The 25,876-nt window shown below is 68.9% G+C and carries 21 protein-coding genes; 3 read left to right on the top strand and 18 right to left on the bottom strand.

All coding sequences use genetic code 11. The features are described from left to right. Nucleotides 1–93: 93 nt before the first annotated feature. On the bottom strand, nucleotides 94–855 hold the full coding sequence (locus V7Q42_RS16475; RefSeq protein WP_333825195.1) for an SDR family NAD(P)-dependent oxidoreductase: 762 nt from the start codon (nucleotides 853–855) through the stop codon (nucleotides 94–96). Between the two features lie 102 nt (nucleotides 856–957). Further along, nucleotides 958–2,130, bottom strand: coding sequence for an acetyl-CoA C-acyltransferase (locus V7Q42_RS16470; protein WP_333825194.1), 1,173 nt, complete (start codon nucleotides 2,128–2,130; stop codon nucleotides 958–960). A 263-nt stretch (nucleotides 2,131–2,393) separates the two neighbouring features. On the opposite strand from V7Q42_RS16470, the gene V7Q42_RS16465 reads away from it, so the two are divergent. After that, nucleotides 2,394–3,308: an NAD(P)H-dependent flavin oxidoreductase gene (locus tag V7Q42_RS16465; RefSeq protein ID WP_333825193.1), complete on the top strand. Its 915-nt coding sequence runs from the start codon at nucleotides 2,394–2,396 to the stop codon at nucleotides 3,306–3,308. A 250-nt stretch (nucleotides 3,309–3,558) separates the two neighbouring features. On the opposite strand, the gene V7Q42_RS16460 is transcribed toward V7Q42_RS16465, so the two are convergent. The 10 genes from V7Q42_RS16460 to V7Q42_RS16415 all read right to left on the bottom strand — a co-directional run bounded on the left by V7Q42_RS16460 (nucleotide 3,559) and on the right by V7Q42_RS16415 (nucleotide 17,256). After that, complete coding sequence (locus V7Q42_RS16460) at nucleotides 3,559–4,608, bottom strand: ABC transporter ATP-binding protein (RefSeq protein WP_333825192.1); 1,050 nt, start codon at nucleotides 4,606–4,608, stop codon at nucleotides 3,559–3,561. Next, nucleotides 4,605–6,290, bottom strand: coding sequence for an ABC transporter permease (locus V7Q42_RS16455; RefSeq protein WP_333825191.1), 1,686 nt, complete (start codon nucleotides 6,288–6,290; stop codon nucleotides 4,605–4,607). The genes V7Q42_RS16460 and V7Q42_RS16455 overlap by 4 nt, the downstream gene beginning before the upstream one ends. A 66-nt stretch (nucleotides 6,291–6,356) precedes the next feature. After that, entirely contained in the window at nucleotides 6,357–7,373 is a 1,017-nt protein-coding gene (locus V7Q42_RS16450) for an extracellular solute-binding protein (protein WP_333825190.1), read from the bottom strand. 103 nt (nucleotides 7,374–7,476) lie between these two features. Then, nucleotides 7,477–8,619, bottom strand: coding sequence for an acyl-CoA dehydrogenase family protein (locus V7Q42_RS16445; protein WP_333825189.1), 1,143 nt, complete (start codon nucleotides 8,617–8,619; stop codon nucleotides 7,477–7,479). 472 nt (nucleotides 8,620–9,091) lie between these two features. Continuing rightward, nucleotides 9,092–10,231 (bottom strand): acyl-CoA dehydrogenase family protein, encoded by a 1,140-nt coding sequence (locus V7Q42_RS16440; RefSeq protein ID WP_333825188.1) that lies wholly within the window; start codon nucleotides 10,229–10,231, stop codon nucleotides 9,092–9,094. Nucleotides 10,232–10,283: 52 nt separating this feature from the next. Then, nucleotides 10,284–11,108 (bottom strand): SDR family NAD(P)-dependent oxidoreductase, encoded by an 825-nt coding sequence (locus V7Q42_RS16435; protein ID WP_333825187.1) that lies wholly within the window; start codon nucleotides 11,106–11,108, stop codon nucleotides 10,284–10,286. 7 nt (nucleotides 11,109–11,115) lie between these two features. Beyond that, the gene (locus tag V7Q42_RS16430; RefSeq protein WP_333825186.1) at nucleotides 11,116–12,297 is read right to left on the bottom strand and encodes a lipid-transfer protein; all 1,182 of its coding nucleotides are present in this window, start codon (nucleotides 12,295–12,297) and stop codon (nucleotides 11,116–11,118) included. A 177-nt stretch (nucleotides 12,298–12,474) separates the two neighbouring features. Next, complete coding sequence (locus V7Q42_RS16425) at nucleotides 12,475–12,912, bottom strand: hypothetical protein (RefSeq protein WP_333825185.1); 438 nt, start codon at nucleotides 12,910–12,912, stop codon at nucleotides 12,475–12,477. A 287-nt stretch (nucleotides 12,913–13,199) separates the two neighbouring features. Beyond that, a complete protein-coding gene (gene pyc, locus V7Q42_RS16420) occupies nucleotides 13,200–16,649 on the bottom strand; it encodes a pyruvate carboxylase (RefSeq protein ID WP_333825184.1) in 3,450 nt (1,149 codons plus the stop codon). A 346-nt stretch (nucleotides 16,650–16,995) separates the two neighbouring features. Further along, entirely contained in the window at nucleotides 16,996–17,256 is a 261-nt protein-coding gene (locus V7Q42_RS16415) for a hypothetical protein (protein WP_333825183.1), read from the bottom strand. Between the two features lie 116 nt (nucleotides 17,257–17,372). Between V7Q42_RS16415 and V7Q42_RS16410 the strand changes: the two genes are divergently transcribed. After that, a complete protein-coding gene (locus tag V7Q42_RS16410) occupies nucleotides 17,373–18,389 on the top strand; it encodes an asparaginase (protein WP_333825182.1) in 1,017 nt (338 codons plus the stop codon). A 24-nt stretch (nucleotides 18,390–18,413) separates the two neighbouring features. On the opposite strand, the gene V7Q42_RS16405 is transcribed toward V7Q42_RS16410, so the two are convergent. The 6 genes from V7Q42_RS16405 to V7Q42_RS16380 all read right to left on the bottom strand — a co-directional run bounded on the left by V7Q42_RS16405 (nucleotide 18,414) and on the right by V7Q42_RS16380 (nucleotide 23,618). Further along, on the bottom strand, nucleotides 18,414–18,671 hold the full coding sequence (locus V7Q42_RS16405) for a hypothetical protein (protein WP_333825181.1): 258 nt from the start codon (nucleotides 18,669–18,671) through the stop codon (nucleotides 18,414–18,416). A gap of 117 nt (nucleotides 18,672–18,788) precedes the next feature. Beyond that, nucleotides 18,789–19,601: a TadE/TadG family type IV pilus assembly protein gene (locus V7Q42_RS16400; protein WP_333825180.1), complete on the bottom strand. Its 813-nt coding sequence runs from the start codon at nucleotides 19,599–19,601 to the stop codon at nucleotides 18,789–18,791. Between the two features lie 191 nt (nucleotides 19,602–19,792). Further along, the gene (locus tag V7Q42_RS16395; RefSeq protein ID WP_333825179.1) at nucleotides 19,793–21,103 is read right to left on the bottom strand and encodes a TIGR03808 family TAT-translocated repetitive protein; all 1,311 of its coding nucleotides are present in this window, start codon (nucleotides 21,101–21,103) and stop codon (nucleotides 19,793–19,795) included. A 71-nt stretch (nucleotides 21,104–21,174) separates the two neighbouring features. Further along, nucleotides 21,175–21,825, bottom strand: a complete 651-nt coding sequence (locus tag V7Q42_RS16390) for a pyroglutamyl-peptidase I family protein (protein WP_333825178.1) — start codon at nucleotides 21,823–21,825, stop codon at nucleotides 21,175–21,177. A gap of 16 nt (nucleotides 21,826–21,841) precedes the next feature. After that, nucleotides 21,842–22,933: a methylmalonyl Co-A mutase-associated GTPase MeaB gene (gene meaB / locus V7Q42_RS16385; protein WP_333825177.1), complete on the bottom strand. Its 1,092-nt coding sequence runs from the start codon at nucleotides 22,931–22,933 to the stop codon at nucleotides 21,842–21,844. Nucleotides 22,934–23,003: 70 nt separating this feature from the next. Further along, nucleotides 23,004–23,618 (bottom strand): DUF1131 family protein, encoded by a 615-nt coding sequence (locus tag V7Q42_RS16380; RefSeq protein ID WP_333825176.1) that lies wholly within the window; start codon nucleotides 23,616–23,618, stop codon nucleotides 23,004–23,006. A 290-nt stretch (nucleotides 23,619–23,908) separates the two neighbouring features. On the opposite strand from V7Q42_RS16380, the gene V7Q42_RS16375 reads away from it, so the two are divergent. Next, complete coding sequence (locus V7Q42_RS16375) at nucleotides 23,909–25,825, top strand: potassium transporter Kup (RefSeq protein WP_333825175.1); 1,917 nt, start codon at nucleotides 23,909–23,911, stop codon at nucleotides 25,823–25,825. The last annotated feature ends 51 nt before the right edge of the window (nucleotides 25,826–25,876 follow it).

The following is a 25,876-nucleotide window of genomic DNA, read 5'->3' as shown; positions in this document are numbered from 1 at the left end:
GGTCGCGCCTGACATCGGCATTCCCTCGTGCCCGTTCAAGGGCGATGCCGGGGCGGATCGTCGCGGTCGACGTCGTCGCCCCGGCGTTTCACCTCACTTCGGTGCCATGCGCAGCGCGCCGTCGAGGCGAATGACCTCGCCGTTGAGCATGGCGTTGTCGATGATCGCCATCACCAGCTTGGCGTATTCCTCCGGCCGGCCGAGGCGCGAGGGGAAGGGCACCGAAGCGCCGAGGCTGTCCTGCACCGCCTGCGGCAGACCGCGCAGCATCGCCGTCTCGAAGATGCCCGGCGCGATGGTGTTCACGCGGATGCCGAACTGGGCGAGTTCACGGGCGATCGGCAGGGTCATGCCGACCACGCCGGCCTTGGAGGCGGCATAGGAAGCTTGGCCGATCTGGCCGTCGAAGGCGGCGACCGAAGCGGTGTTGATCACCACGCCGCGCTCGCCGTCGGCGTCGGGCTCGAGCGTCGAGGCGCCGGCGGCCACCAGCCGCAGCAGGTTGAAGGTGCCGACGAGATTGACCTCGACGCCGCGGCGGAAATCGTCGAGGGGCAGCGGTCCGTTGCGCCCGACGACGCGACCGCCCGGCGCGATGCCGGCGCAGTTGACCAGGATGCGCGCCGCCCCGTGCGCCGCCGCCGCGAGTTCGACCGCCACTTCGGCGCTCTCGGCCGAGGCGACGTCGCACTTCACGGCGAACCCGCCGATGTCCTTCGCCACCGCTTCGGCCGCTTCGAGATTGAAGTCGAGAACCGTGACCCGGGCGCCCGCCGCGGCCAGCGCCCGCGCCGTCGCCTCGCCGAGTCCCGATCCGCCACCGGTGACGATCGCCGCCTGTCCCTGTACCTGCATGGAAGTTTCCTCTTCTCGTTGTCGTCTCGTGTTCGCCTGCGCCGCAGGCGCGGAACCCTTCTCCCCTCGCGGGAGAAGGTGCCGGCCTTCAGCCGAAAATCCTCACACCAGTTCGAACGCCATGGCGGTGGCTTCGCCGCCACCGATGCACAAGGATGCGACGCCGCGCTTCAACCCGTGGGTCTTCAGAGCAGCCAGCAGCGTCACGATGATCCGCGCCCCCGAGGCGCCGATCGGATGACCGAGCGCGCAGGCGCCACCGTGAACGTTGACCGCGTCGTGCGGCAGATCCATCTCGTGCATGGCGGCGAGCGCCACCACCGCGAAGGCCTCGTTGATCTCCCAGAGATCGACGTCTTTCGTCGTCCAGCCGATCCGCGCGAGCAGCTTCTGCATCGCCCCGACCGGGGCGGTGGTGAACCACGCCGGCTCCTGGGCATGTCCCGCATGGCCCTTGATCACCGCCAGCGGCGTCATCCCGCGCGTCTCGGCTTCCGACATCCGCATCAGTACCAGCGCCGCCGCGCCGTCGGAGATCGACGAGGAATTCGCCGCCGTCACCGTGCCGCCGTCGCGGAAGGCGGGCTTGAGCGCCCGGATCTTGTCGCGCTTCGCCTTGCCCGGCTGCTCGTCGATCGCGATCTCGCCGGCCTTCGTCGTCACCGAAACGACCTCGCCGGCGAAGGCGCCGGAGCCGATCGCCTTCAGCGCGCGGTCGAGCGAGGCGAGCGCGTAGTCGTCCTGCATGTCGCGGGTGAACTGGAAATGCGCCGCCGTGTCCTCGGCGAAGGTGCCCATCAGCCGACCCTTGGCGTAGGCGTCCTCGAGCCCGTCGAAGAACATGTGGTCGATCACCCGGCCGTGGCCGAGCCGATAGCCGCCGCGTGCCTTGTCGAGGAGATAGGGGGCGTTCGACATGCTCTCCATGCCGCCGGCCACCGCGATCGCCGCGTTGCCGGCGAGGATGGTGTCGTGGGCGAGCATCGCCGCCTTCATGCCCGAGCCGCAGACCTTGCCGACGGTGGTGCAGGGCACCGAGATCGGCAGCCCGGCGCCGAGCACCGCCTGACGCGCCGGCGCCTGACCGACGCCGGCCGGCAGCACGCAACCGACGAAGGCCTCGTCGACGTCGTCACCGGTGAGCCCGGCCCGCGCCACCGCCTCGCGGATCGCCACCGCGCCGAGCTCGGGCGCGGCTTTGGATGCGAAATCGCCCTGGAAGCCGCCCATCGGCGTGCGGGCGGCGGAGACGACGACGATCGGATCGGACGACATGGGGTGAATTCTCCCGGACGGTGCCTTCTGCGGACGGTTCGCCGGCGAGCATAGCGTCCTCGGCGCGCTTGGCCATGCGGCACGCGCACGGCGGTGACGCGTGGTCGGAGAGCGAACAGCAGTCGACGTATCAAAATTGACGTATACGAGAGAATTGCTTCCGGCGCGGAATAGGGGAAGATGGGGACCCGCGGCCGATCGCCGCTCACCCGTTCCGCCGGCGCCGAACGCGCCGCGTGCCGGCCAGATCAGAAGGATGCCCCATGCCCGTGCCCGCTCTCTTCGCCGGTCGCCTCTCCCTGCCGGTGATCGTGTCGCCGATGTTCATCGTCTCCGGCCCCGATCTCGTCGTCGCCTCGTGCAAGGCCGGCCTCGTCGGCACCTTCCCGGCACTGAACCAGCGCTCGACCGAGGGCTACGCCGACTGGCTCGACGAGATCGCCGGCCGCCTCGCGCCGAGCGATGCGCCCTACGGCGTCAATCTCATCGTCCACGGTTCCAACAAGCGGCTGATGCCCGACCTCCAGGTGACGGTGGCCAAGAAGGTGCCGCTGGTCATCACCTCGCTCGGCGCGGTCAAGGACGTGGTCGACGCGGTCCATTCCTACGGCGGCCTCGTCTTCCACGACGTCATCAACCGCCGCCACGCCGAGAAGGCGGCGGAAGCCGGGGTCGACGGCATCATCGCGGTGTCGGCCGGCGCCGGCGGTCACGCCGGCACCATGAGCCCCTTCGCCCTGATCTCGGAGATCCGTCAGGTCTTCTCCGGCACCATCCTCGCCGCCGGGGCCATCTCCACCGGCGCCCACGTGCTCGCCGCTCGCGCCATGGGCGCCGACCTCGCCTACATGGGCACCCGTTTCATCGCCACGCAGGAGAGCCGGGCGAGCGCCGGCTTCAAGGACATGATCGTCGGCTCCAAGGCCGCCGACATCTTCTACACCTCGGCGATCAGCGGCGTGAACGCCAACTTCCTGCGCCCCTCGATCGTCGCCGCCGGCCACGACCCGGACAACCTGCCGGCCCACGGCAAGATGGACATGGAGGGCGAGGCCAAGGCCTGGAAGGACATCTGGTCCGCCGGTCAGGGCGTCGGCTCGATCGACGACGTCCCCACCGTCGCCGAGCTGGCGGCGCGGCTGAAGGCCGAATACGAGGCGGCGAAAGCCGGGTTGTGATACGCAGCTCGGATGAACACATCCGAACTGCGTATTCCGTTCGTCGAAGAAGTCCTGTCCGAACAAAGGCTTCTTCGACGAGTCGAATTCGGCGCCGCGCAGCGGTCGGCCGAATGCCGCTTGAACCGAGGCGGGCGGCTCCACCGCTCGCAATCGCCTCCTTCCCTCGCTTCTTCCTCGAAGAAGCGAGGGCGCCCCGAGACGCCCGTCGTCTCGCGGAATGGCTCGCCGATCGGCGTGACCGGCGCGATCAGGTCGGGAAGACGAAGACTTCCGAACGGTCGAGCGACACGCCGACCCGATCGCCGCAGGCGACCGCGCGGCGCGCATCGACGATCGCTTCGATCGGTCGCTCCATCCCGTCGATGGCGAGGCCGACCGAGCGATGCTCGCCGAGGAACCGGGTGGTGACCACCCGTGCCGCGAACTCGGCTTGCTCCGTCTCGAGGACGAACGCGTCGCGGCGGATGCAGACGAGCGCCGCCCCGTCGCGCACCCCGCCGGCCGCGAAGGGTCCGAGCGGCGTCTCCGCCCGTCCCTCCCGCACCTCGGCCGGAATCTCTTCGAGGTCGGTGAAGAATTTGGCCGCGAAGAGATCGACCGGGTTTCGGAAGATCTCCTCCGGCGTGCCGACCTGCACCAGCCGTCCGGCCCGCATCAACGCGATCCGATCGGCGACCGCCATGGCGTCGTCGGGATCGTGGGTGACCATCATCGCCGCCGCGCCGGTGACCCGCAGGAGACCGAGGAGCTGGGTGCGCATCCCGCGCCGCAGCCTCTGATCGAGATTGGAGAAGGGCTCGTCCATCAGCAGGACCGACGGGCGCGGCGCCATGGCGCGCGCCAGCGCCACCCGTTGCTGCTCGCCGCCCGACAGCATGTGCGGATAGGCCCGGGCCCGATCGGCGAGCCCGACGCGATCGAGGAGATCGGTGACGATCGCGCCGGCCAGCGGACCCGGTCTGCGCCCCAGACCGAAGGCGACATTGGCGGCGACGTCGAGATGCGGGAAGAGCGCATAGTCCTGGAACATCAGGCCGATACCGCGCTGCTCGGGCGGCACGAAGACGCCGGCGTCGGCGAGGATCCGGCCCGCGACCGTCACGCGCCCGCCGGTCGGCCGTTCGAGCCCGGCGGCGATCCGCAGAAGCGTCGTCTTGCCGCAACCCGACGGCCCGAGCAGGGCCACGATCTCGTTCGCGCGAACCTCGAGATCGACGCCGTCGAGGGCACGCTTGCCGCGATAGTCGTGGCGGATACCGGAGAAGGTGAGGGCGGGCATCGGATCCGGAGCTCTCACGCGGGCTCTCCCTGAGGCTGGCCGCCGGTGGGCGCGCGGCGACCGAGCCCGGTGAGGAGGACGATCGGCAGCAGGCCGAAGGCGACGATCAGAAGGGCCGCGAGCCCGCCGTTCTCGTAGGTGCCGCGCGCCGCCTCACCGTAGAGGTGGGTGGCGAGGGTTTCGAAGTTGAGCGGCCTGAGGAGCAGCGTCGCCGGCAACTCCTTCATGCAGTCGACGAAGACGAGCAGCGCCGCCCCGGCGAGCGTCGGCGTCGTCAGCGGCAGCAGCACCCCGCGCAACACGCCGAAAGGCGTTCGCCCCAGTGTCCGCGCCGACTGGTCGAGCGACGGCGAGATCCGCTCGAGCCCGGTCTCGATCTTCGAGGCGGCGAGGCGGAAGAAGCGCACCACATAGGCGAGCACCACCGCGCCGATCGAGGCCGAGAAGACGAGTCCCGTCGGCGCGAGACCCAGGGCGACGGCCGCGTCGCGGACCAACCCGTCGAGCCCGCCGAGGACCGCGAGGAGGCCGATGGCGAGCACGGTGCCGGGCACCGCATAGCCGAGGCTCGACACGCGGAGCACCGCTCCGTGAAGTCGTGACCCTGCATGGAGCCGCCGCCCGGCGACGACCGCCAGCGCCGTCCCGACCGCGATCACCGTGGCGAGCCCGGCGACGAGCAGCGTGTTGCCGATCTCCACGACGATCTCCATCGGCACGCCGGCGAAGGCGAGCCGGTTCGCCGCCTGCCGGGCGAGATGAAGGGCGGGAGCGACGAAGCCGAGGAAGGCCGGCAGGAAGCCGAGGAGGAAGAGCCCGATCCCGGCCGCCCCGCCGATCCGCCGCGGCGTCATCGGCCGGCTCGCCCGGCCGATCACCGCATAGCCCCGGTTTCCTCGCGCCAGCCGCTCGACGAGCAGCAGCGTCAGGACGAAGGCCAACATGGCGAGGGCGATCTGCGCCGCGCCAGCGAGATCGGAGCGATTGACCCAGGTCGAATAGACCGCCGCGGTCAGGGTGTTGATCGACAGGAATTCCGCCGCGCCGACGTCGTTGAGCGTTTCCATGATCGCCAGCGCCGCCCCCGCCGCGATCGCCGGTCGGGCGAGCGGCAGTGCGACGCGGAAGAACACCGAGCGACCGTCCGCCCCGAGCATCCGCGCCGCCTCGGTGAGCCGCGTCATCTGGGACAGGAACACGGTGCGCACCGCGACGTAGACGTAAGGGTAGAGCGCCAACCCGAAGATCATCACCGCGCCGGGCAGCGAACGCGGATCGGGCAGACGAAAGTCGGCCGGCTTCGCGTAACCGAGCAACGCGCGCAGTGTCGACTGCACCGGGCCGATCGGATGCAGGAGATCGAGCCAGGAGTAGGCGAGCACATAGGCCGGGAAGGCGAGGGGGAGCAGCAGCGCCACTTCGAGCAGCCGCCGGCCGGGAAAATCGTAGGCCGCCACCAGCCAGGCAGTGGCGGTTCCGACCACGATCACGAAGATCCCCACCCCGGCGGCGAGAAGTGTCGTCTCCACCGTCGCGGCGGGAACGACCGTGGTGAAGAGATGGAGCCAGAGATCACCGCTGCCCCGCGTTGCGATCGCCGCCAACGCCAGAATCGGCGCCACCACGACCAACGCCGCCGCGAGGCCCGCGAGGGCGAAGCCGTCGGGAACGGCGAAGGCGGAGATCGAACGGCGCAACATCGACCCTTCTCGGGCGAGGCATCGGCGCGACGGATGCGCCGATGCGAACGAGTATCGTTCTCGAGATTACTGGTCGAACCGCACCTTGTCGACGAGCAGGCTCGTCGCCTTGCGATGTCGGGCGATCTCGGCGAGCGGCACCGTGTCCGGCTTCAGCGTTCCCAGCGCCGCGATGGTCGCGGTGACCGAGGCCGACGCGTCGACCGGGTACTCGAAGTTCTGTTCGGCGTAGATCTTCTGGCCGGCCGGCGAGACCAGATACTCGATGAGCTTGCGCGCCGCCGCCTCGTTGGGGGCGTTCTTGGCGAGCGCGGCGCCGGTGGCGTTCACGTGAGTGCCGCCGTCGGCGAAGGTCGGCAGCACCACGGCGACACCGTCGCCCCAGGTCTTCTGGTCCGGTCCGCCGGCGCCCGAGCGCATCAGCCCGACGTAATAGGAATTGCCGACGCCGAGGGTGCAGAGCCCGCCGAGGATGTCGCGGGCGACGTCGCGGTCGCCGCCGCCGGGCTTCTTGGCGAGATTGGCCTTGAGGCCGGCGAGCCACGCCTCGGTCTTCGCCTCGCCCGCCCGGGCGATCATCGCCGCGATCAGGGCGGTGTTGTAGGGATGCTGACCCGAGCGGATGCAGATCTTGCCCTTCCACTTCGGGTCGGCGAGTTCCTCGTAGGTGATCGCCGCCGGAGCGGCCGCCTTGTCGACCCACACCAGGCGGGCGCGCAACGACAACGCCGTCCACGCCCCGTCGGGGCTGCGCAGGTTCGCCGGCACCGCCGCCTCGACCGCCGCCGACTTCATCGGCTTGGTGACGCCCTTGTTCACCAGTTCGACCAGATTGCCGACGTCGACGGTCATCAGCACGTCCGCCGGAGAGGCCGCACCTTCCGTCGCGACGCGCTCGGCGAGCCCGTCCTTGACGAAGACGGTGTTGACCTTGATGCCTGTCTCGGCGGTGAAGGCGGCGGCGAGCGGAGCGAACAGGCCCGGCTCGCGCGTCGTGTAGACGTTCACTTCTTCGGCCGCGGCCGGCATGGCGAGGACGGTGGCACAGAGGGCGAGGGGGGCGAGGAGACGCGATCGAGACATGATCTCTTTCCGGTGGTTGGGCGATCCCACCAGAAAGAGTTTTTGCGAGTGATTGTCAATAGCAATAAATCGCACCCCCCGTTCGATCGTGAACGGGCGGTCCTCACCCGCCGGCGCCGGCCACCGCTCGGGCGATGACCAGCCGCTGGATGTCGCTGGCGCCCTCGTAGATCTGGCAGACGCGCACGTCGCGATAGATCCGTTCGACGGGATAGTCGGCGAGATAGCCGTAGCCGCCGTGGATCTGGATGGCGTCGGAGCACACGCGTTCCGCCATCTCGGAAGCGAAGAGCTTGGCCATCGACGCTTCCGTCAGGCACGGCAGCCCCGCCTCGCGCAGGGCGGCGGCGTGATGCACCATCTGCCGCGCCACCTCGATCTGCGTCGCCATGTCGGCGAGCCGGAAGGCGACGGCCTGATGCTCGACGATCTTCTTGCCGAAGCTCTCGCGCTCTTGCGCGTAGTCGCGCGCCGCCTCGAAGGCCGCCCGCGCCATGCCCACCGACTGCGCCGCGATGCCGATGCGCCCGCCCTCGAGGTTGGAGAGTGCGATCTTGTAGCCCTCGCCCTCGCGCCCGAGGCGCAGGTCGTCGGAGAGCCGCATTCCCTCGAAGTGGATCTGGCAGGTGTCGGAGGCGTGCTGGCCGAGCTTCCTCTCGACCGTGCCGACGACGTAGCCGGGCGTATCGGTCGGTACGATGAAGGCGGTGATGCCGCGCTTGCCCGCCGCCGCATCGGTGACGGCGAAGACGATCACCACCTTGGCGGTCGACCCCGAGGTGATGAACTGCTTGGTGCCGTCGAGGATCCAGTCGTCGCCGTCGCGCCGCGCCCGGGTCTTCAGCGCCGAGGCGTCGGAACCGGCCTGCGGCTCGGTCAGGGCGAAGCCGCCGATCCATGTCCCCGATGCCATCTTCGGCAGGAACCGCGCCTTTTGCGCCTCGCTGCCGAACTTCAGGATCGGCATGCACCCGACCGAATTGTGCACGCTCATGATCGTCGACACCGCGCCGTTACCCGCCGCGATCTCCTCGAGCGCCACCGCATAGGCGAGTTGGCCGGCGTTCGAGCCGCCCCACTCTTCGGGCAGCAGCATGCCGAAGAACCCGGTCTCGCCCATCGCCGCGATCGCCTTGGCCGGATACTTGTGCTCGCGGTCCCACAGCGCTCCGTGCGGTTTCAACCGCCGGGTGGCGAAGTCGCGGGCCATGTCGCGGATCTGGGTCTGCTCTTCGGTCAGGATCATCGGGGGCTCCGGGGGCGATGGGGCGAGGCGGATACGGTCGCCGGTTTCGGGCGTCGGCGCAATCGGCGAAAGGCGCGGTCGAGGGGCTCCGGCTCCCGTCGCTGTCGTCGACATCCCCCTCCACCGTCATCCCGGCGAGCCGAAAGGGCGAGGGAAGGGGATCCATCGAAGAGTCCACGGAGGAAAGCATCCGACGTGATCGGCGCACGGCCGCTGGATCCCCTTCCCCTCGCTCCGCTCGGCCGGGGATGACGGTGGAGCGATGGCGTGGGCGCCGCGCCGCTCGCTCCACCCTTCTCCCCTCGCGGGAGAAGGTGCCCCGAAGGGGCGGATGAGGGGGCGCCACGAAGCGGCATCCGAGCGTTGCGGCGGGCTCCGAACCGGCCGAGAGGCTCATACCCCTCATCCGGCCTTCGGCCACCTTCTCCCGCAAGGGGAGAAGGGGTCGCCCGGGGCGAACGGCCTCGTCCCCTCACAGGCTCCGCGCGATCAGCTCCTTCATGATCTCGTTCGTCCCGCCGTAGATCTTCTGCACGCGGCTGTCGGCGTGGAGGCGGGTGATCGGATATTCCATCATGTAGCCGTAGCCGCCGAACATCTGCAGGCAGGTGTCGACGATCTCGCACTGCTTCTCGGTGGTCCACCACTTGGCCATCGACACCGTCGGCACGTCGAGCCGGCCGGCGGCGTATTTCGCCACGCAATCCTCGACGAACACCCGGCCGATCCGCGCTTCCGTTGCGCATTCGGCGAGCTTGAAGGCGGTGTTCTGGAAGGCGGCGATCGGCTGGCCGAAGGCGGTGCGCTCCTTGGTGTAGACCCGGGCCAGATCGACCGCCCGGTCGATGAAGCCGACCGCACCGATCGCCAGCATCAGCCGCTCGTAGGGCAACTGCTCCATCAGCTGATAGAAGCCGCGCCCCTCGTCTGAGCCGAGCAGGTTGGCGACCGGCACGCGCGCCTCGTCGAAGAACAGCTCGGCGGTGTCCTGCGCCTTCTGACCGAGTTTGTCGAGGTTGCGGCCACGGCGGAAACCGTCGAGGCCGTCCGTCTCGACGCAGAGCAGCGACACGCCCTTCGAGCCCTCGCCGCCGGTCTTGGTGACGGTCATCAGGAAATTGGCGTTGATGCCGTTGGAGATGAAGATCTTCGAGCCGGTGAGGCGATAGTCGTCGCCGTCGCGCACCGCCCGTGTCTTCACCGCCTTGAGGTCGGAGCCGGTGCCCGGCTCGGTCATGGCGATGGCGCCGATCAGTTCACCGCTCGCCAGCTTCGGCAGCCAGCGCGCCTTCTGCTCCTCGTTGCCGTAGGCGAGCACGTAGTGGGCGGCGATCAGGTGGACGTGGACGCCGAAGCCGGTGATGCCGAGCTTGCCGAGCACATCGAACAGCACCGCGTCGTGGTGGATGGTGCCGCCCATGCCGCCGTGGTCCTCCGGCAGCGAGATGCCGAGGATGCCGGCCTCGCCCGCCTTCTCCCAGAAGGCCCGCGGCACGATGTGCGCCTTCTCCCACTCCGCCTCGTGCGGCAGATATTCGGCCTCGAAGAACTTCGTCAGGCTGTCCTCGAGGATCGACAGTTCCTCGCTCCACCACATCGGACGATCGACCATGATTTCCTCCCGCGGCGGGATGCGTGCGATCCGGCCGCTGTTCTCGATTGGATCAGAGCGACATGCCGCCGCCGACGATCAGCACCTGACCGCTGACGTAATTCGATTCCGGTGCGCAGAAGAGATAGACGCCGTCCGCCGCCTCTTCCGGTGTGCCGGCGCGGCCGAGCGGGATCATTCCGCGGATCATGTCGACGACCTTGCCCGGCATGCCGACGCCCACCTCGTGGCCCTCGACCGTGATGGTCTTCTTCTCGTCGGAAACTTGCGTGAGACGCGTCTCGATCAGCCCGAAGGCGACGCAGTTGACGTTGACCTTGAAGCGGCCCCACTCCTTCGCCAGCGACTTGGTGAGGCCGATGACGCCGGACTTGGCCGAGGAATAGTTGGCCTGCCCGACGTTGCCGCCGGTGCCCGCGACGGACGAGATGTTCACCACCTTGCGGAACACCTCGCGTCCCTCGGCCGCTTCCCTTCCGGCGCGGATGCGGATCGGCTCGGCGGCGGCGCGCAGAATGCGGAACGGCGCCTTGAGATGGACGTCGAGCATCGCGTCGAACTGGGCGTCGCTCATCTTTCCGATCAGCGCGTCCCAGGTATAGCCGGCGTTGTTGACGAGGATGTCGATCTCGCCGAAGGCCTCGAGGCCGCTCGCGACGAAGCGCTCGGCGAAGCCCTCCTCGGTCACCGATCCGACGACCGCCACCGCCTCGCCGCCCATCGCCCGGATCTCGGCGACGATCGCCTCGGCCGGCTCCGCGTCGAGATCGTTGACGACCAGCCGCGCACCCTCCTGGGCGAGCTTCAGCGCCACGGCGCGGCCGATACCGCGCCCCGAACCGGTGACATAGGCGACCTTGCCCTCGAGCTTGCGCATGGCGACCTCATCCCGCCCGATAGAGCGTCACGACACAGGCGCCGCCGAGGCCGAGGTTGTGTTGCAGCGCCACCCGCGCACCCTCGACCTGCCGCGGGCCCATCTGGCCGCGCAACTGCCCGGTCAGCTCGAAACACTGGGCGAGGCCGGTGGCGCCGAGCGGGTGGCCCTTGGAGAGGAGCCCGCCGGAGGGATTGGTGACGACCTTGCCGCCGTAGCTGTTGTCGCCGTCGACGATGAACTTCTCCGCCCCGCCCTCCGGGCAGAAGCCGAGGCCTTCGTAGGAGATCAGCTCGTTGGCGGTGAAGCAGTCGTGCATCTCGGCGACGTCGACATCGTCGGGGCCGATACCGGCCTCCGCGTAGACGGCTCGCGCCGCCGCCGCGGTCATGTCGTAGCCGACCACCCGCATCAGATCGTGCGCCTCGAAGGTCGAGGGCATGTCGGTGGTCATCGCCTGGGCGGCGATGGTGACGCGGGCGTCGATGCCGTGGCGACGGGCGAACTCCGGCGTGCACAGGATCGCCGCCGCCGCGCCGCAGGTCGGCGGACAGCACTGCAGCCGGGTGAGGAGTTTGGTCACGTGCGGCGAGGCCATGACGTCGTCGACCGAGACCTCCTTGCGGAAGATGGCGCGCTCGTTGTGCACGGCGTGGCGCGAGGCCTTGGCGCGGATCATCGCGAAGGTCTCGTCCTTGGTGCCCCAGCGCTTCTGGTGCTCGATGCCGGCGCCGCCGAACATCATCGGCGCCATCGGCGCACCGGGGTCGAAGGCCGCCTCGGTCGCGGCGCGGACGAACTCGTCGAGCGGGCCGGGGCGATCCTGCCAGTGCTCGACCAGGGCGCCGGGTTGCATCTGCTCGAAGCCGAGGGCGAGGACGCACTCCGCCTGACCGGCGCGGATGGCGTTACGGGCGAGCCACAGCGCCGTCGAGCCGGTCGAGCAGTTGTTGTTGACGTTGACGATCGGGATGCCGCTCATCCCGACGCCGTAGAGGGCGCGCTGGCCGCAGGTACTGTCGCCGTAGACGTAGCCGACATAGGCCTGTTGCACCGCGGCGTAGTCGAGATGGGCGTCGGCGAGCGCCATGCGCACCGCGTCGGCGCCGAGTTCGGTGTAGCGCGGCGACTCGCTCGGCTTGAAGAAGCGCGTCATGCCGACGCCGGCGACGACGACCGTGTTGCTCATGCGAGGCTTCCTTCTCGGGCGGGCGCGGCGCGCACGTCGACGGCCGCCGCCCCGGGGGTGTCGGGAGGGTTTGCCGCAGACTGGAGCAGGATCACGTTTTGGGAAAGAGGGAATCGTTCGAGGTAAGCACCGTTCGATGCACCCCGGTCATTCCTCCGCCGATCCCTGCGCCGCCGATCATTTCGCCGCCGGACGGGCCTTCTTCGGCTTCGGCGTCCAGGTCGCCTCCGGGACGATCCGCTTGACCCGCGGATTGGCCGCCAGCTTGTCGATCTCGGCCGGGGTGACGTCGGCGACGAACAGCGGCGCGGCCGTCATCTCCGGCACGGCGTGCACCTCGGTGCCGTCGCCGCGCTGGCGCCATGCCGCGGTTCCCAGGGCGCCGGCCACGACGCTGCGCTGTATGCCGTTGATCACGCGCCGTGACGCCCGCGGGCCGACCTTCAGCTCGACCACCACCCGGAGCCGCCCGTTCGCCTGAGTCTGCGCCTGCGTCTTGAGCGCCGGAATTTCGGTCTTCTTGGCCGCCGTATCCATCGCCGAAGCGGCGGGCGCGCCGGCGACGATCGCGGCGGCGAAGATGAGAGACGGAAGCCAATGGGGGCGGCGGATCATGGTGTCCTCGTGCTTTCTTCGCGGATGACCCGAGTCCCGGCGACGCACCTCCACCGGTCGGCGGAACGATCGACCGCAGGACGGTCGGCTCCCTTGGCGAGCTGCCCGCGTGCCCCCCGACCGCGGTCCCGCCACGGACCGTGCCGGCCGTGTCGAGCAACTCATCTGCGTCAAGGGAGGCTCGTGAATGTGGCTGCGGGATGGCGAAAGTGTGGCAAGCTCCGTCACCGTCGGCGGCGGCGTGACGCGCGGTTTCCGCGTCACGCGTCGTCGGATCGGTCGTCGCCTCAGCCGTAGACGACGAGCAGGTCCTTGGCGTCGATCGGCGTACCGGTCGCCACCAGCACCTCGGCGATGGTGCCGTCGCGCTCGGCGTGCAGCGCCGTCTCCATCTTCATCGCCTCGATCGACAAGAGCACGTCGCCGGCTCGGACCTCCTGGCCGGCCCGGACCACCACGGTGGAGACCACGCCCGGCATCGGCGCGGCGACGTGGTTTTCGTTGCCCTCCTCGCCCTTGCGGCGGGCGACGACCTTGGCGGCGGCCGAGCGGTTCGGCACCTTGACGATGCGCGGCTGGCCGTTGAGCTCGAAGAATACCTTGACCATGCCGCCGTCGTCGGTCTCGCCGATCGCCTGGGCGAGGATCACCAGCGTCTTGCCCTTCTCGATCTCCACCATCACCTCGTCGCCGGGCTGGAGCCCGTAGAAGTAGGTGGGGGTGGGCAGCGCCGAGGTCGGCCCGTAGAGGTCCTGCATGCGGAAGAAGTCGGCGGTGACCTTGGGGTACATGACGAAGCTGGCGAGGTCGGTGTCGCCGATCTCCTCCGGTTCGCGCCCGGTCTTCTTGGCCGCATCGGCGCGGACGCTCTCGAGCTCGGCCGGCGCCATCAGCGACCCCGGCCGTTCGGTATAGGCCGCCTGGCCCTTGAGGATCTTCGTCTGCAACGCCTTCGGCCAGCCGCCCGGCGGCTGACCGAGATCGCCGCGGAAGAGCTGGACGACGGATTCCGGGAACGCGACGTCCTTTCCCGGATCCTCGACCTCGGCCGCCGTGAGGCCGGCCGCCACCATGGCCAGAGCCATGTCGCCGACCACCTTGGAGGTCGGCGTCACCTTGACGATGTCGCCGAACATCCGGTTGACGTCCGAATAGGCCTGGGCGACCTCGTGCCACTTCGCCTCGAGGCCGAGCGCTCGCGCCTGTTCCTTGAGGTTGGTGAACTGCCCGCCCGGCATCTCGTGGAGATAGACCTCCGAAGCGCCCGACCTGAGGTCGCTCTCGAAGGCGCGATATTGGGTGCGCACCGCCTCCCAATAGAACGACAGCTTGCGGATCACCGCCGGATCGAGCCCCGAATCCCGCTCCGTCCCCTTCAGCGCCGAGACGATCGACCCGAGGCAGGGCTGCGAGGTGAGGCCGGAGAAGGCGTCCACCGCCCCGTCGACCGCGTCCACCCCGGCATCGACCGCCGCCAGCACGCTCGCCGCCGAAATGCCCGAGGTGTCGTGGGTGTGGAAGTGGATCGGGATGGCGATCTCCTGGCGCAGCGCCGCGAACAGCGCCTTGGCGGCGGCGGGCTTCAACAACCCCGCCATGTCCTTGACGCCGAGCACGTGGGCGCCGGCCTTCTCCATCTCCTTGGCCAGATCGACGTAGTACTTCAGCGAGTACTTCGACCGGTCGGGATCGAGGATGTCGCCGGTGTAGCAGACGGCGGCCTCGGCCACCTTGTTCTCGCTCGCCACCGCATCGATCGCCGGACGGATGTTCTCCATCCAGTTGAGCGCATCGAAGATGCGGAAGACGTCGACGCCTCCTCGAGCCGCTTCGCGCACGAAGAACTTCACCACGTTGTCGGGGTAGTTGGCGTAACCGACGCCGTTCGCGCCGCGCAGCAGCATCTGCAACAGGATGTTCGGCGCCTTCTCGCGGACGAGCGCGAGGCGCTCCCACGGATCCTCGGTGAGGAAGCGCATGGCGACGTCGAAGGTCGCGCCGCCCCAGCATTCGAGGGAGAACAGGTCCGGCAGACCCTTGGCGTAGGCGTCGGCGATGCGGACGATGTCGTGGGTGCGCATGCGGGTGGCGAGCAGCGACTGGTGGCCGTCGCGCATGGTCGTGTCGGTGATCAGCACCCGTTGCTGCGCCAGCATCCACGACGCCAGACCCTTCGGGCCCTTCTCGTCGAGGATCTGCTTGGTGCCCGGCAGGATCGGTCCGGCGAACTTCGGCACCACCGGCTTCGGCGCGTCCGGCGGCGGCACGGCGCGACCGCGCACCTCCGGATGGCCGTTGACGGTGACGTCGGCGATGAAGGTGAGGAGCTTGGTCGCCCGGTCCTTGCGCTTCTGCCCGCGGAACAGCTCCGGTGTCTCGTCGATGAAGCGCGTGGTGTAGCTCGCGTCCTGGAAATCGGGGTGGCCGATGACGTTCTCGAGGAAGGTCAGGTTCGTCGCCACGCCACGGATGCGGAATTCGCGCAGCGCTCGGTCCATCCGCCGGATGGCTTCCGTCGGTGTCGGTGCCCAGGCGGTCACCTTCTCCAGCATCGGGTCGTACCAGCGGGTGATCACCGCGCCGGAATAGGCGGTGCCGCCGTCGAGCCGGATGCCGAAGCCCATGGCGCCGCGATAGGCGGTGATGCGGCCGTAGTCGGGAACGAAGTTGTTCTCCGGATCCTCGGTGGTGATGCGGCATTGCAGAGCGTGGCCGTTGAGCCGGATCTCGCCTTGCGCCGGCACGCCGCTCTCCGGCGAGCCGATCGCCGCGCCCTCGGTCAGGTGGATCTGCGCCTTGACGATGTCGATGCCGGTCACCTGCTCGGTGACGGTGTGCTCGACCTGGATGCGCGGGTTCACTTCGATGAAGTAGAAGGCGCCCGTATCGGCATCCATCAGGAACTCGACCGTGCCGGCGGCGACGTAGTTCGTGGCTCGCGCGATCTTCACGGCGTGGCCGCACAGTTCCGCCCGCCGCGCCTCGTCGAGGTAGGGGGCCGGCGCCCGCTCCACCACCTTCTGGTGCCGCCGCTGTACCGTGCAGTCGCGCTCGAACAGGTGGACGACTCGGCCCTCGGTGTCGCCGAGGATCTGCACCTCGACGTGACGGGCGCGCTCCACCAGCTTCTCCAGATAGACCTCGTCCTTGCCGAAGGCGGCCTTGGCCTCGCGCTTCGCCGCGACGACGTCGCGCATCAACTGCGCCTCGTCGCGGATGACCCGCATGCCGCGCCCGCCGCCGCCCCACGACGCCTTGAGCATCACCGGATAGCCGATCGCCGCTGCGAGCCTCTTCACCGCGGCCATGTCGTCGGGCAGCGGATCGGTCGCCGGCATCACCGGCACGCCGCAGGAGATGGCGAGGTTGCGCGCCGCCACCTTGTTGCCGAGCCGCCGCATCGTCTCCGGCGACGGACCGATGAAGGTGATGCCGGCTTCGGCGCAGGCTTCGGCGAATTCCGGGCTCTCCGACAGGAAACCGTAGCCCGGATGGATCGCATCCGCACCGGAGAGCTTCGCCACGCGCAGGATCTCGTCGACCGACAGATAGGCCTCGATCGGTCCCATCCCCTTGCCGATCTGATAGGCCTCGTCCGCCTTGAAGCGGTGCAGCGCCAGCTTGTCTTCCTCGGCGAACACCGCCACCGTCGCCAGCCCCAACTCGTTGGCGGCGCGGAACACCCGGATGGCGATCTCGGAACGGTTGGCGACGAGAATCTTCTTGATGCGCGGCACGGGAGGTGGCCCTTCAATCGATTGAAACGAAGGACCGAGTCCCTCGGCGAACGGCATTCGACCGGCCGGTCGATGGCGATCGGCCGGCCCTCGACGCTGTCCCTACCGGCGGGAGCCGGCGGGGTCCATGCGGCGATCTGTTGCGGTGCGTCTCGGACCAAGGTTCTGGGCCGGGGCGTCCGCCCCGCGCTGCCGGTTCTTCGGGCCATGAGCGCCCGAATGTTCGGCATGCCCCGCTCGTCGCCGAACGCGCCCGGTGGGGCGGCCGCTTCGGCTCGAAATCGATCGGTGTCGGCGTGTTTTCGGTGTGCGAGCCGTTGCGGCGCGATGGACCGCCACCGAGATCTCAGGCACAAGGATGCTCGGTCAGGAAATGCCGAAGCGCCATGTAGAGCGTCGACGCATGAGCCCCGTCGTTGCGATCGATCGCCGAACGAATATCGTCGATGATCATGTCGCGCACGGTCTCTGCACCGTGGACCTGATGAACGAGATAGTCACCGAGGGCGGCAGCGGCGACATCCGGGATGTGTTCGTGCTCCGCGATCGCCTCGATCTCGTCCCTGTCGAGTTCGCACATGTCGAGGATGTCATCCTTGGAAATCATGGATCGTCCTCCCGGAAATATTTTAGTTGTTGAATATTTTACCATGTGATCGGAATGACGTCTCGATCCGTCGGATAACATACGTCGACGACCGCGAAACATCTCGGGAGGTATCCTTGAACGCCGAACCCCTACTGGTCGAAGTCCTGCGCGGAGGTGCGGTGGAGAGCCGCCATCGCGGCGCCGTCGCCGTCGCAGATGCGTGCGGGCGCCTGCTCCTCTCCCTCGGCGACGTCGAGCGGCCGGTCTTTCCCCGTTCGGCGATCAAGGTGATCCAGGCCCTGCCGCTGGTGGAGTCGGGGGCGGCCGACGCCTACGACTTCTCACAGGCGGAACTGGCGCTCGCCACCGCCTCCCACAACGGCGAGGCCGTCCATGTCGCCGGCGCCCGCGCCATGTTGGCCAAGGCCGGCCGCGACGAGACCTGTCTGGTCTGCGGCGCCCAGTGGCCGGGCCGTGAAGACGACCGCGGCCAGTTGCATCGCGGCGGCCTGCGGCCGACTCGTCTCCACAACAACTGCTCGGGCAAACACGCCGGCTTCGTCTGTTTCGCCGTTCACGCGGGCCTCGATCCGACCGATTACGGCGCGCCCGAACATCCGGTTCAGCGCGAGATCGCCGCCGCGATCGCCGACGTCACCGGCGCCGACGTCGCCCACGCGCCGCGTGGCCAGGACGGCTGCTCGATCCCCACCTGGGCGATCCCGGTCTCGGCGATGGCGCGCGGCTTCGCCCGTCTGGCGACGGGGGAGGGGCTTTCTCCGACCCGCGCCGCGGCGGCGAAGCGCCTGATCGCGGCGGCGATCGCCGAGCCCTTCATGATCGCCGGAACCGGCCGCTTCTGCACCGACTTCATCGAGGCCTGCGGCGGCGACGTCTACGTCAAGACCGGCGCCGAGGGGGTGTTCTGCGCGGCGATCCCCGCGCTCGGTCTCGGCGTCGCCGTCAAATGCGACGACGGCGCCGCGCGGGCGGCGGAAGTGGTGACGGCGGAAGTCGTGATCCGGCTCCTCCGTCGCCGCGACGACCCGATCTTCGATCGGTTCCTCGGGCCGTCGATCCGCGACTGGAACGGCGTGGTCGTCGGCGGCCTGCGCGCCGCGGCGGGCTGGGCGGACGGTCTTTCCGCCTGAGCCGCGGTCGCGGCGCCGACGGCGTCACTTCTTGAGATAGACGCCGGCCGCCGCGCTGGAGGAGCCCGAGACGGGGATCGACTTGTCGGCGCTGTCGAGGGTCCAGTTCACCTGGTTCACGATCAGCGTGTCGAGCACCATGGTGAGATTGTTGGAGGTGACGCTGGCGCCGCTGTTGAGCGTCAGGCCGCGTTTCGGCAGGTAGATGAGCCCCGTCAGGTTGGCGCCGGCGGTGGCGTTCATGGTGAAGCTGCTCTGCGACAGCCCGCTCGCCTCGTACATCAGCAGACCGGAATAGGTGCCGCTGGTCGGCGCCGTCAGGTTGAGCTTCGAGGTGCCGTTGAACTGGATGTAGGACGTGTCGGGGAAGTAGAAGGTGACGCCGGTCCCGGTCAGCGTTCAGGAGAAGTTCCAGCCACCGCCTTTGATGACGTAGACGCCGGCCGACAGTGTCACCGTCGGCGAACCGTTGAAGTTCGTCCAGCCGCAATAGACGCCGGGCGACAGCGTGGTCGAACTGTTGACGTTGTAGTTCGAATAGGTGCAGGTCGACGACGACGGCGTCGGTAGCGTCCCCGCGAAGGGATCGGAGACGGTCGTGCATCCCTTCGTCAGGTTGGGGTGCGTACCGCCGTTGTCGAGCACGTTGGTTCCGGCGAGGCAGATCTTCTTCGTCGACAACGTCGTCGATGCATTGAAGGTGGCCGCCGGGTTGCCGGTCGACTTGATGTGGACCTGACAGTTCGGCGCGTTGATGATGGCGCCGCTGTTGAGCAGCAGGCCGGGCGACGCCGACGTGTTCAGCAGCAGGATGCAGGCCTTGTCGCTCGCCGCCTTGACCGCGACCGTCGCGGTGGCGCCGATCGAAATGGACTGCACCGAAACGACGCTCGCGAAAGTCGTCTTGATCGATCCGGCGGCGGTGCCGACGTAGTTGCCCGAAGCATCGGTGGTGAAGCTCGAGCTGGCGACGGTGAAGTCCTTGGTCTTGACCGAGGACGACAGCATCTTCGCCGCGACGGTCGTCCAACTCGAGGTTCCGTCGCGGGCACCGGCGAGGACCGCGGCATCGACCGCTTCCTGTAGATCGGACTTCGCCGAGGAGGCGCGCGAGTAGTCGATCGCGATGCCGATCGCCAGAACGAATGGAATGGCCCCGAGTGCCGCGATGATCGCGATGTTGCCCGAACGGTCCTCGAAGATGTCGGTCAATCGAGACTTGATCCGACGAAATGTTGCAATTGGCGATTGTATCCGGAGATCCATGTCGTCTGTCCGATCGGTTACCGATGCAGGAGCCGCCACTCCGACCGGGTCACATTACCCTTCGCCTCGTAAAATCGTCGTAAAACCGACATGGGCAATATCTGCAGTAAAAATTAATTCTATGTTTCCTGGGCATTTCAGCGAGACGCGCGATTTCCCTCGATCCGGAGATGCGCCGGGATTCCTCGGTCGGCGGCGACGAGGTCGCCGGTCACCGGTCGCGTGTGGTGATAGCCGACGATCGCGCCCTTCTCCGTCGCCTGGAAGATGTTCGAGGCGATCACCGTGGTTCCGGCGCGCTCCTGGACGGTGACGGCGATACCCACACCGACCTTGCGCACGACATTGCCGGTGATGGTGACGTTGCGCAGGTATTCGCCCCAGCCGACCAGCATGCCGATCTGCGCCCCCTCCTCGACGACGTTGCCGGTGACGGTGGTGTCGGCCTCGACCGCGAGGCCGAAGGAGGGGAAGTTCGGATCCGTCGCCGGCGACGGTCGCAGGTTGCGCACGACGTTGCCGGTGACGGTGGCCAGCCGCCCGCCGTCGTTGAAGTTGACCACCGAGATGCCGTTGGCGGCGCCGTCGATCAGGTTGTTGGCGATCACCGCGCCCTGGAACTCGAATTCGACGTAGAGCGCCGTTTCGCCCGACCGCTGGATCTCGTTGCCGATGATGCGGGCGTTCGAGCCGGAGTTCACCCGGATGCCCGAAAAGGCGCAGTCGGTGATGCGGTTGTCGACGATGGCGACGTCGTGGGCGCGATGGATGTTGATGCCGTTGCCGACCTGGCCGGTGCCGCCCGACGTGGCGCGGATGCGCTCGACGCGGTTGCCACGCACCACGCTACCGTCTTCGCCGGGCGCACCACGATGCACCAGGATGCCGCCCTCGCCGCAGTCCGCGACGGTGTTGTCGGCGATGGTCAGGGCGCGGCTGTCGCGGGCGAGAATGCCGTAGCTGCCGATCGAGGCGATCGTGCATTTCTCGATCCGCCCGCCGCAACGCTCCAGATACACGCCCATCCCGCTGCCGCGGCCGACGACGCAATCGACGAGACGCAGATCGGCGACGTCGGTGAGGACGAGGATCGCCGCAGTCGGGTCGCCCTTGCGGTTCTGGCCGTCGAAAGCGAGGCCGGAGAGCACGATGCGCTTGGCGTTGCGCGCCGTCATGAAGGATCCGTCGCACGCCGCGATCAGCGTCGTCATCCCGGCGGTGCCGTGGATCTGCGCCCCGTCGGGAATCTCGATCGCGCCGATCCGATAGACCCCCGGCGCCAGCACGAAGGGTCGCTTCTCCGCCACCGCCTTGGCGAGCCCCGCCCGGAACGCCTCCGTGCGGTCGCCGTTCGCCGGTTCGAGGTCCGCCCCGACGACCGCCGCTGCCGCAGGCGGGATCACGGCGAAGGCGAGGGACGAGACGAGAAAGGTGCGGCGAGAGGGCATGGGTCGGGTTCTCGGAGGATCGAGGCCCGATCATGCCCGGTGCGGTGGCACGAGGCGAGGAAAACTCGCGGTCATGGTTGCAGCGCGCCGCGACCCGCGGCGATGCTGATCGCCGCCGCGGTCGCCCGTGTCAACGCGTCGAGGGTGAAGACGCCCTGCGCCACCACGGTGGTCTCGCGCGTCGGCGGCAGGTGCAGGAACCCGGTCGGGCGTTCGCCGGAAAGCCGCAGCGACCGCCACAGCAGCCCGTTGCAGAGATAGCGCCCGGCGTCGGTCGAGACCTCGACCGGCAACCCGAGCCCGGCGATGCGTATGGCGATCCGTCGGACCGGCAGGGTCGAGGCGAGCCGTGGCGGCGCATCGCCGTCGAGCACCGACCCTCGCGGCCGCCGTCCCTCGGCGTCGACCGCCGCCATCGACACGCGATTGCGGCCGAAGGTCTCCACCGCGATCGACCTCGCTCGTCGTTTCAGCCCGAGATGGAGGACGATGTCCGGCCGCGCCTCGGCGAGAAGTCCGGCGAGATCGTCGAGTGCGCTCCAGGTGGTCGAAAAGACGTGCGGCACGATGTCGACGCCGAGCCGGTCGCCGACGCCGCGTTCGGCGAGCCGCGCCACCACCTCCGCCGTCGGATTGCGCGGCGCGCCCGGGAAAGGGCCGAAACCGGTGAGGAGCAGGCGCGGGCGGGACGGGCGGCCGGATGCGGTCGAGTACCGAACCATCGCGGCCTCCCGGTCGTCAGATCCCCAGCGCCCCGGCGATCTCGTCGACCGCCAGCGAGGCCGAAACCGTGCCGTCGCGCACCCCGCTCTCGAGGGTCGCGAGGCGATCGGCGACGCGCGGGTCGTGGCGCAGCGCCTGCATCAGCCGCTCCTCCAGCATCGACCACATCCACGCCACCTGCTGCACCCGCCGCCGCTCGGCGAATTCGCCGGTGGCGCCGAGTTTCTCGCGATGGGTCTCGACCTGCCGCCACATCTCGTCGAGGCCCTGGTTGGCGAGGCCGGAGATCAGCACCACCGGCGGTGTCCAGCTCGACGATTTCGCCGTCAGGATGTTGAGCGCCGCGCGATATTCGGACGCCGCCGCCCGAGCGCGTACCGCGTTGTCGCCGTCCGACTTGTTGACGGCGATCATGTCGGCGATCTCGAGCACGCCCTTCTTGATGCCCTGCAGCTCGTCGCCGGCGCCGGGCAGCATCAGCACCAGGAAGAAGTCGACCATGCCGGCGACGGTGGTCTCCGATTGGCCGACGCCGACGGTCTCGACCAGGATGACGTCGAAGCCGGCGGCCTCGCAGAGCAGCATCGTCTCGCGCGTCTTGGCGGCGACGCCGCCGAGCGTGCCCGACGACGGCGAGGGGCGGATGAAGGCGTTGCGATCGACCGCGAGCCGCGCCATGCGCGTCTTGTCGCCGAGGATCGAGCCGCCGGTCCGTGTCGACGACGGATCGACGGCGAGAACCGCCACCTTGTGCCCCGCCGCAGTGAGATTGGCGCCCAGCTGATCGATGGTGGTGGACTTGCCCACCCCGGGCACGCCGGTGATGCCGACGCGCAGCGCTCCACCGGTCGCCGGCAACAGCGCCTGAACCAGCGCCCGCGCCTTGGCCTGATGCTCCGGCTTCTTCGATTCGACGAGGGTGATGGCGCGGGCGAGCGTCGAGCGGTCGCCGGCGCGGATCTTCGCCGCGAGATCCTCGATCGACACGTCGCGCGCCGCAGCGACCTGCGGTGCGACGCTCGGCGGAGTGGCGGGAAGATCGCCGGCCGCATCGACCGAGACATGGGCGAGACCGGCGGTCGGGTCTTTGAAGGGGGAAGGGGTCATCGGCGGCGCTCCGCGGCCTCGGCCCACCGCCGGACGGCGCGCCGAGATGTTCCGCCGTGTCTTGCCACCGTCACGACGGCGGAGTCCAGATGATCCTCTGGAGCATGCCGTTGGCGAGGACGTCGCGCGGCGGCAGGCTCGAGGTCATCGCCGCTTCGCCCTGGAACGAGAAGGTCAGCGTCACGTTGGCGGCGCCGCGTGATCGGCAGATCGCCATGCCGAGCCACAGGTTGGTGCCGATGCGGCACGACGACGGATCGGTGCCGGTCTCGGCGAGGCTCATGCCCGGTCGCTCGCCGGCCGGGCCGACGACATGGTGGGTGACGCCGTGGATCTGCTGGATGCGCCCGCCCGAGCCGAGGATGTGCAGCACCTGGATGCGTCCGCCGTAGGCCTCCTTGAACAGCACCGTCGCGTCGGTGGTGGTGTTCTCGAGCCCGATGGTGACGTTGCCGGTGGTATAGCCCGGCATCTGGGCGAGGATCGCCTTCGACGAGAACGGCGTCGCCGCCGAGATCGGCCCGGCGCCCTGGGCGGTGATCTGGAGGAAGGTGTCGCCGGTCGCCTGAAAGGCGCGGGTGGAAGGCCCGGCGCGGAATCCGTCGCCGGTCGGACCGGAACAGGCTGCGACCAGCCCCGCCGTGATCGCGCTCGCCGCGAGGCCTGCCACCGTCGTTCTTCTCATCGTGCTTCCACTCCGAATCGATGGGCGGATCGGATCCGTCGGCGATAGGCCCTCCCGCGATGCCTGTCCACTTCGCCCCCGATCGTGGTGGAGATGTGGCCGACCGAGCCGGTCTCGGTTGCGAGCTTGGATGGACCACGATCCGCATTCGTGCGACTTTCGGGACGGGCGAAGTGCGCGTAGACGAGGCGCGGCTCGAAGGCCGCTTCGACGCACGCGACCAATGAGCGATGCGCGGGAAGACGGGGCCGTCCGGCGTCGGGCCGGCGCTCGGGTCGGAGGCATGTGGGATGCGAGAGCCGACCACGGGCGACACCGCGCCGCAGGCGTCGGCCGACCCCTCCGCACCGCAGGAGCAGAGTCGCTTCTTCGCCCTCACCCTCGGCTCGATCGGCGTCGTCTACGGCGACATCGGCACCTCGCCGCTCTATGCGTTGCGCGAATCCCTGCGCCATCTCCACGGTGGCGGCTTCGACCGTCCCGAGGTGCTCGGCGTCGTGTCGCTGCTGATCTGGGCGCTGATCGTCGTCGTCACCCTCAAATACGTCCTCTTCCTGCTGCGCGCCGACAACCGCGGCGAGGGCGGCACCCTGTCGCTCCTCGCCCTCGTCGAAGGCGCCATGGGCCGGCGCACCCCCTTCGTCTTCGCTCTCGCCGCCGCCGGTGCGGCGATGTTCTTCGGCGACGCCATCATCACCCCGGCGATCTCGGTGCTGTCGGCCGTCGAGGGCCTCGAGGTGGCGACCCCGGCGGTCACCCCCTGGGTGATCCCGGTGACGGTCCTCGTCCTCGCCGTCCTCTTTTCGGTGCAGGCGAGCGGCACCGCCTCGGTCGCGGCGTGGTTCGGGCCGATCACCGCGGTGTGGTTCGTCGTGCTGGCGGTGAGCGGCATCGTCCACCTCGCCGACGATCCCGGCGTGCTCCATGCCCTCGATCCGCGCTTCGCCCTGCGCTTCCTCGCCGATGCCCGCGGCCTCGCCTTGATCGTCCTCGGCTCGGTCTTCCTGGCGGTCACCGGCGCCGAGGCGCTCTACGCCGACATGGGCCATTTCGGTCGCCGGCCGATCCGCTTCGCCTGGCTCGTCGTCGTCTTCCCGGCGCTCACCGTCCACTATCTCGGACAGGGCGCCTTCCTGCTCGCCAACCCGCAGGCGATCGACAATCCGCTGTTCCTGATGATGCCGGCCTGGGCGCTGGTGCCTATGGTGGTGCTGGCCACGCTGGCCACGGTGATCGCCTCCCAGGCGGTGATCTCCGGCGCATATTCTCTCACCCGGCAGGCGATCCGCCTCGGTCTCTTGCCGCGTTTCGAGGTGCGCCACACCTCCGAGACCCAGCGCGGCCAGATCTACATGCCGCGTATCAACCGCATGCTGTTCTTCGGCGTGGTGCTGCTGGTGGTGACCTTCCGCACCTCCTCCGACCTCGCTTCCGCCTACGGCATCGCCGTCACCGGCTCGATGATCGCCACCTCGGCGCTCGCCTTCTTCATGCTGCGCCACGTCTGGAACTGGCCGTGGTTGGGCTCGCTCGCCCTCGTCCTGCCGTTCATCGCCATCGAGGCGGTCTTCCTCGTCGCCAATCTCACCAAGTTCGTCGACGGCGGTTGGCTCCCGATCGGTCTGGCGGCGACGATGATGGTGGTGATGTGGACCTGGTCGCGCGGCAGCGCCATCGTCATCGACCGGATCCGTCGCGAGAGCGTGCCGCTCACCGATTTCGTCCGCATGATCGGCCGTAGCCATCCGTTCCGGCCCGAGGGCACGGCGGTCTTCCTCACCCTCGACCCGGAGACCGCGCCGACAGCCGCGCTCCACAATCTGAAACACAATCAGGTGCTCCACCGGCACAATCTCGTCCTCAACGTCCGCACCGCCAGAACCCCTTACGTCTCCGACGAGGAGCGGCTGCAGATCCGTCCGCTGAGCGACGACTTCACGCTGGTGCTGGTGACCTTCGGCTACGCCGAGACGCCCGACATCCCGCTGGCGCTGATGCTGCTGCGCAAGGAGGGGTTCAGGTACGACATCATGAAGACGACCTTCTTCGTCGGCCGGCGGTCGTTCAAGACCTCGACCCGCTCCGACATGCCGGCGTGGCAGGATCGCCTCTTCGTCCGTCTCGCCCGCGAGGCCTCCGACGCGACCGACTTCTATCGCATACCGTCGGGCCGCGTGGTCGAGCTCGGTCAGCAGATCCACGTGTGATGAGACCTGTGCGCGGATAGCCCTCGACGACCGTCTACTGACGTGATTCAC

The sequence above is a fragment of the Pinisolibacter sp. genome (assembly GCF_036782435.1).
Lineage (GTDB): Bacteria > Pseudomonadota > Alphaproteobacteria > Rhizobiales > Ancalomicrobiaceae > CALBKH01.
This window is presented reverse-complemented; position numbering and strand designations above follow the sequence as displayed.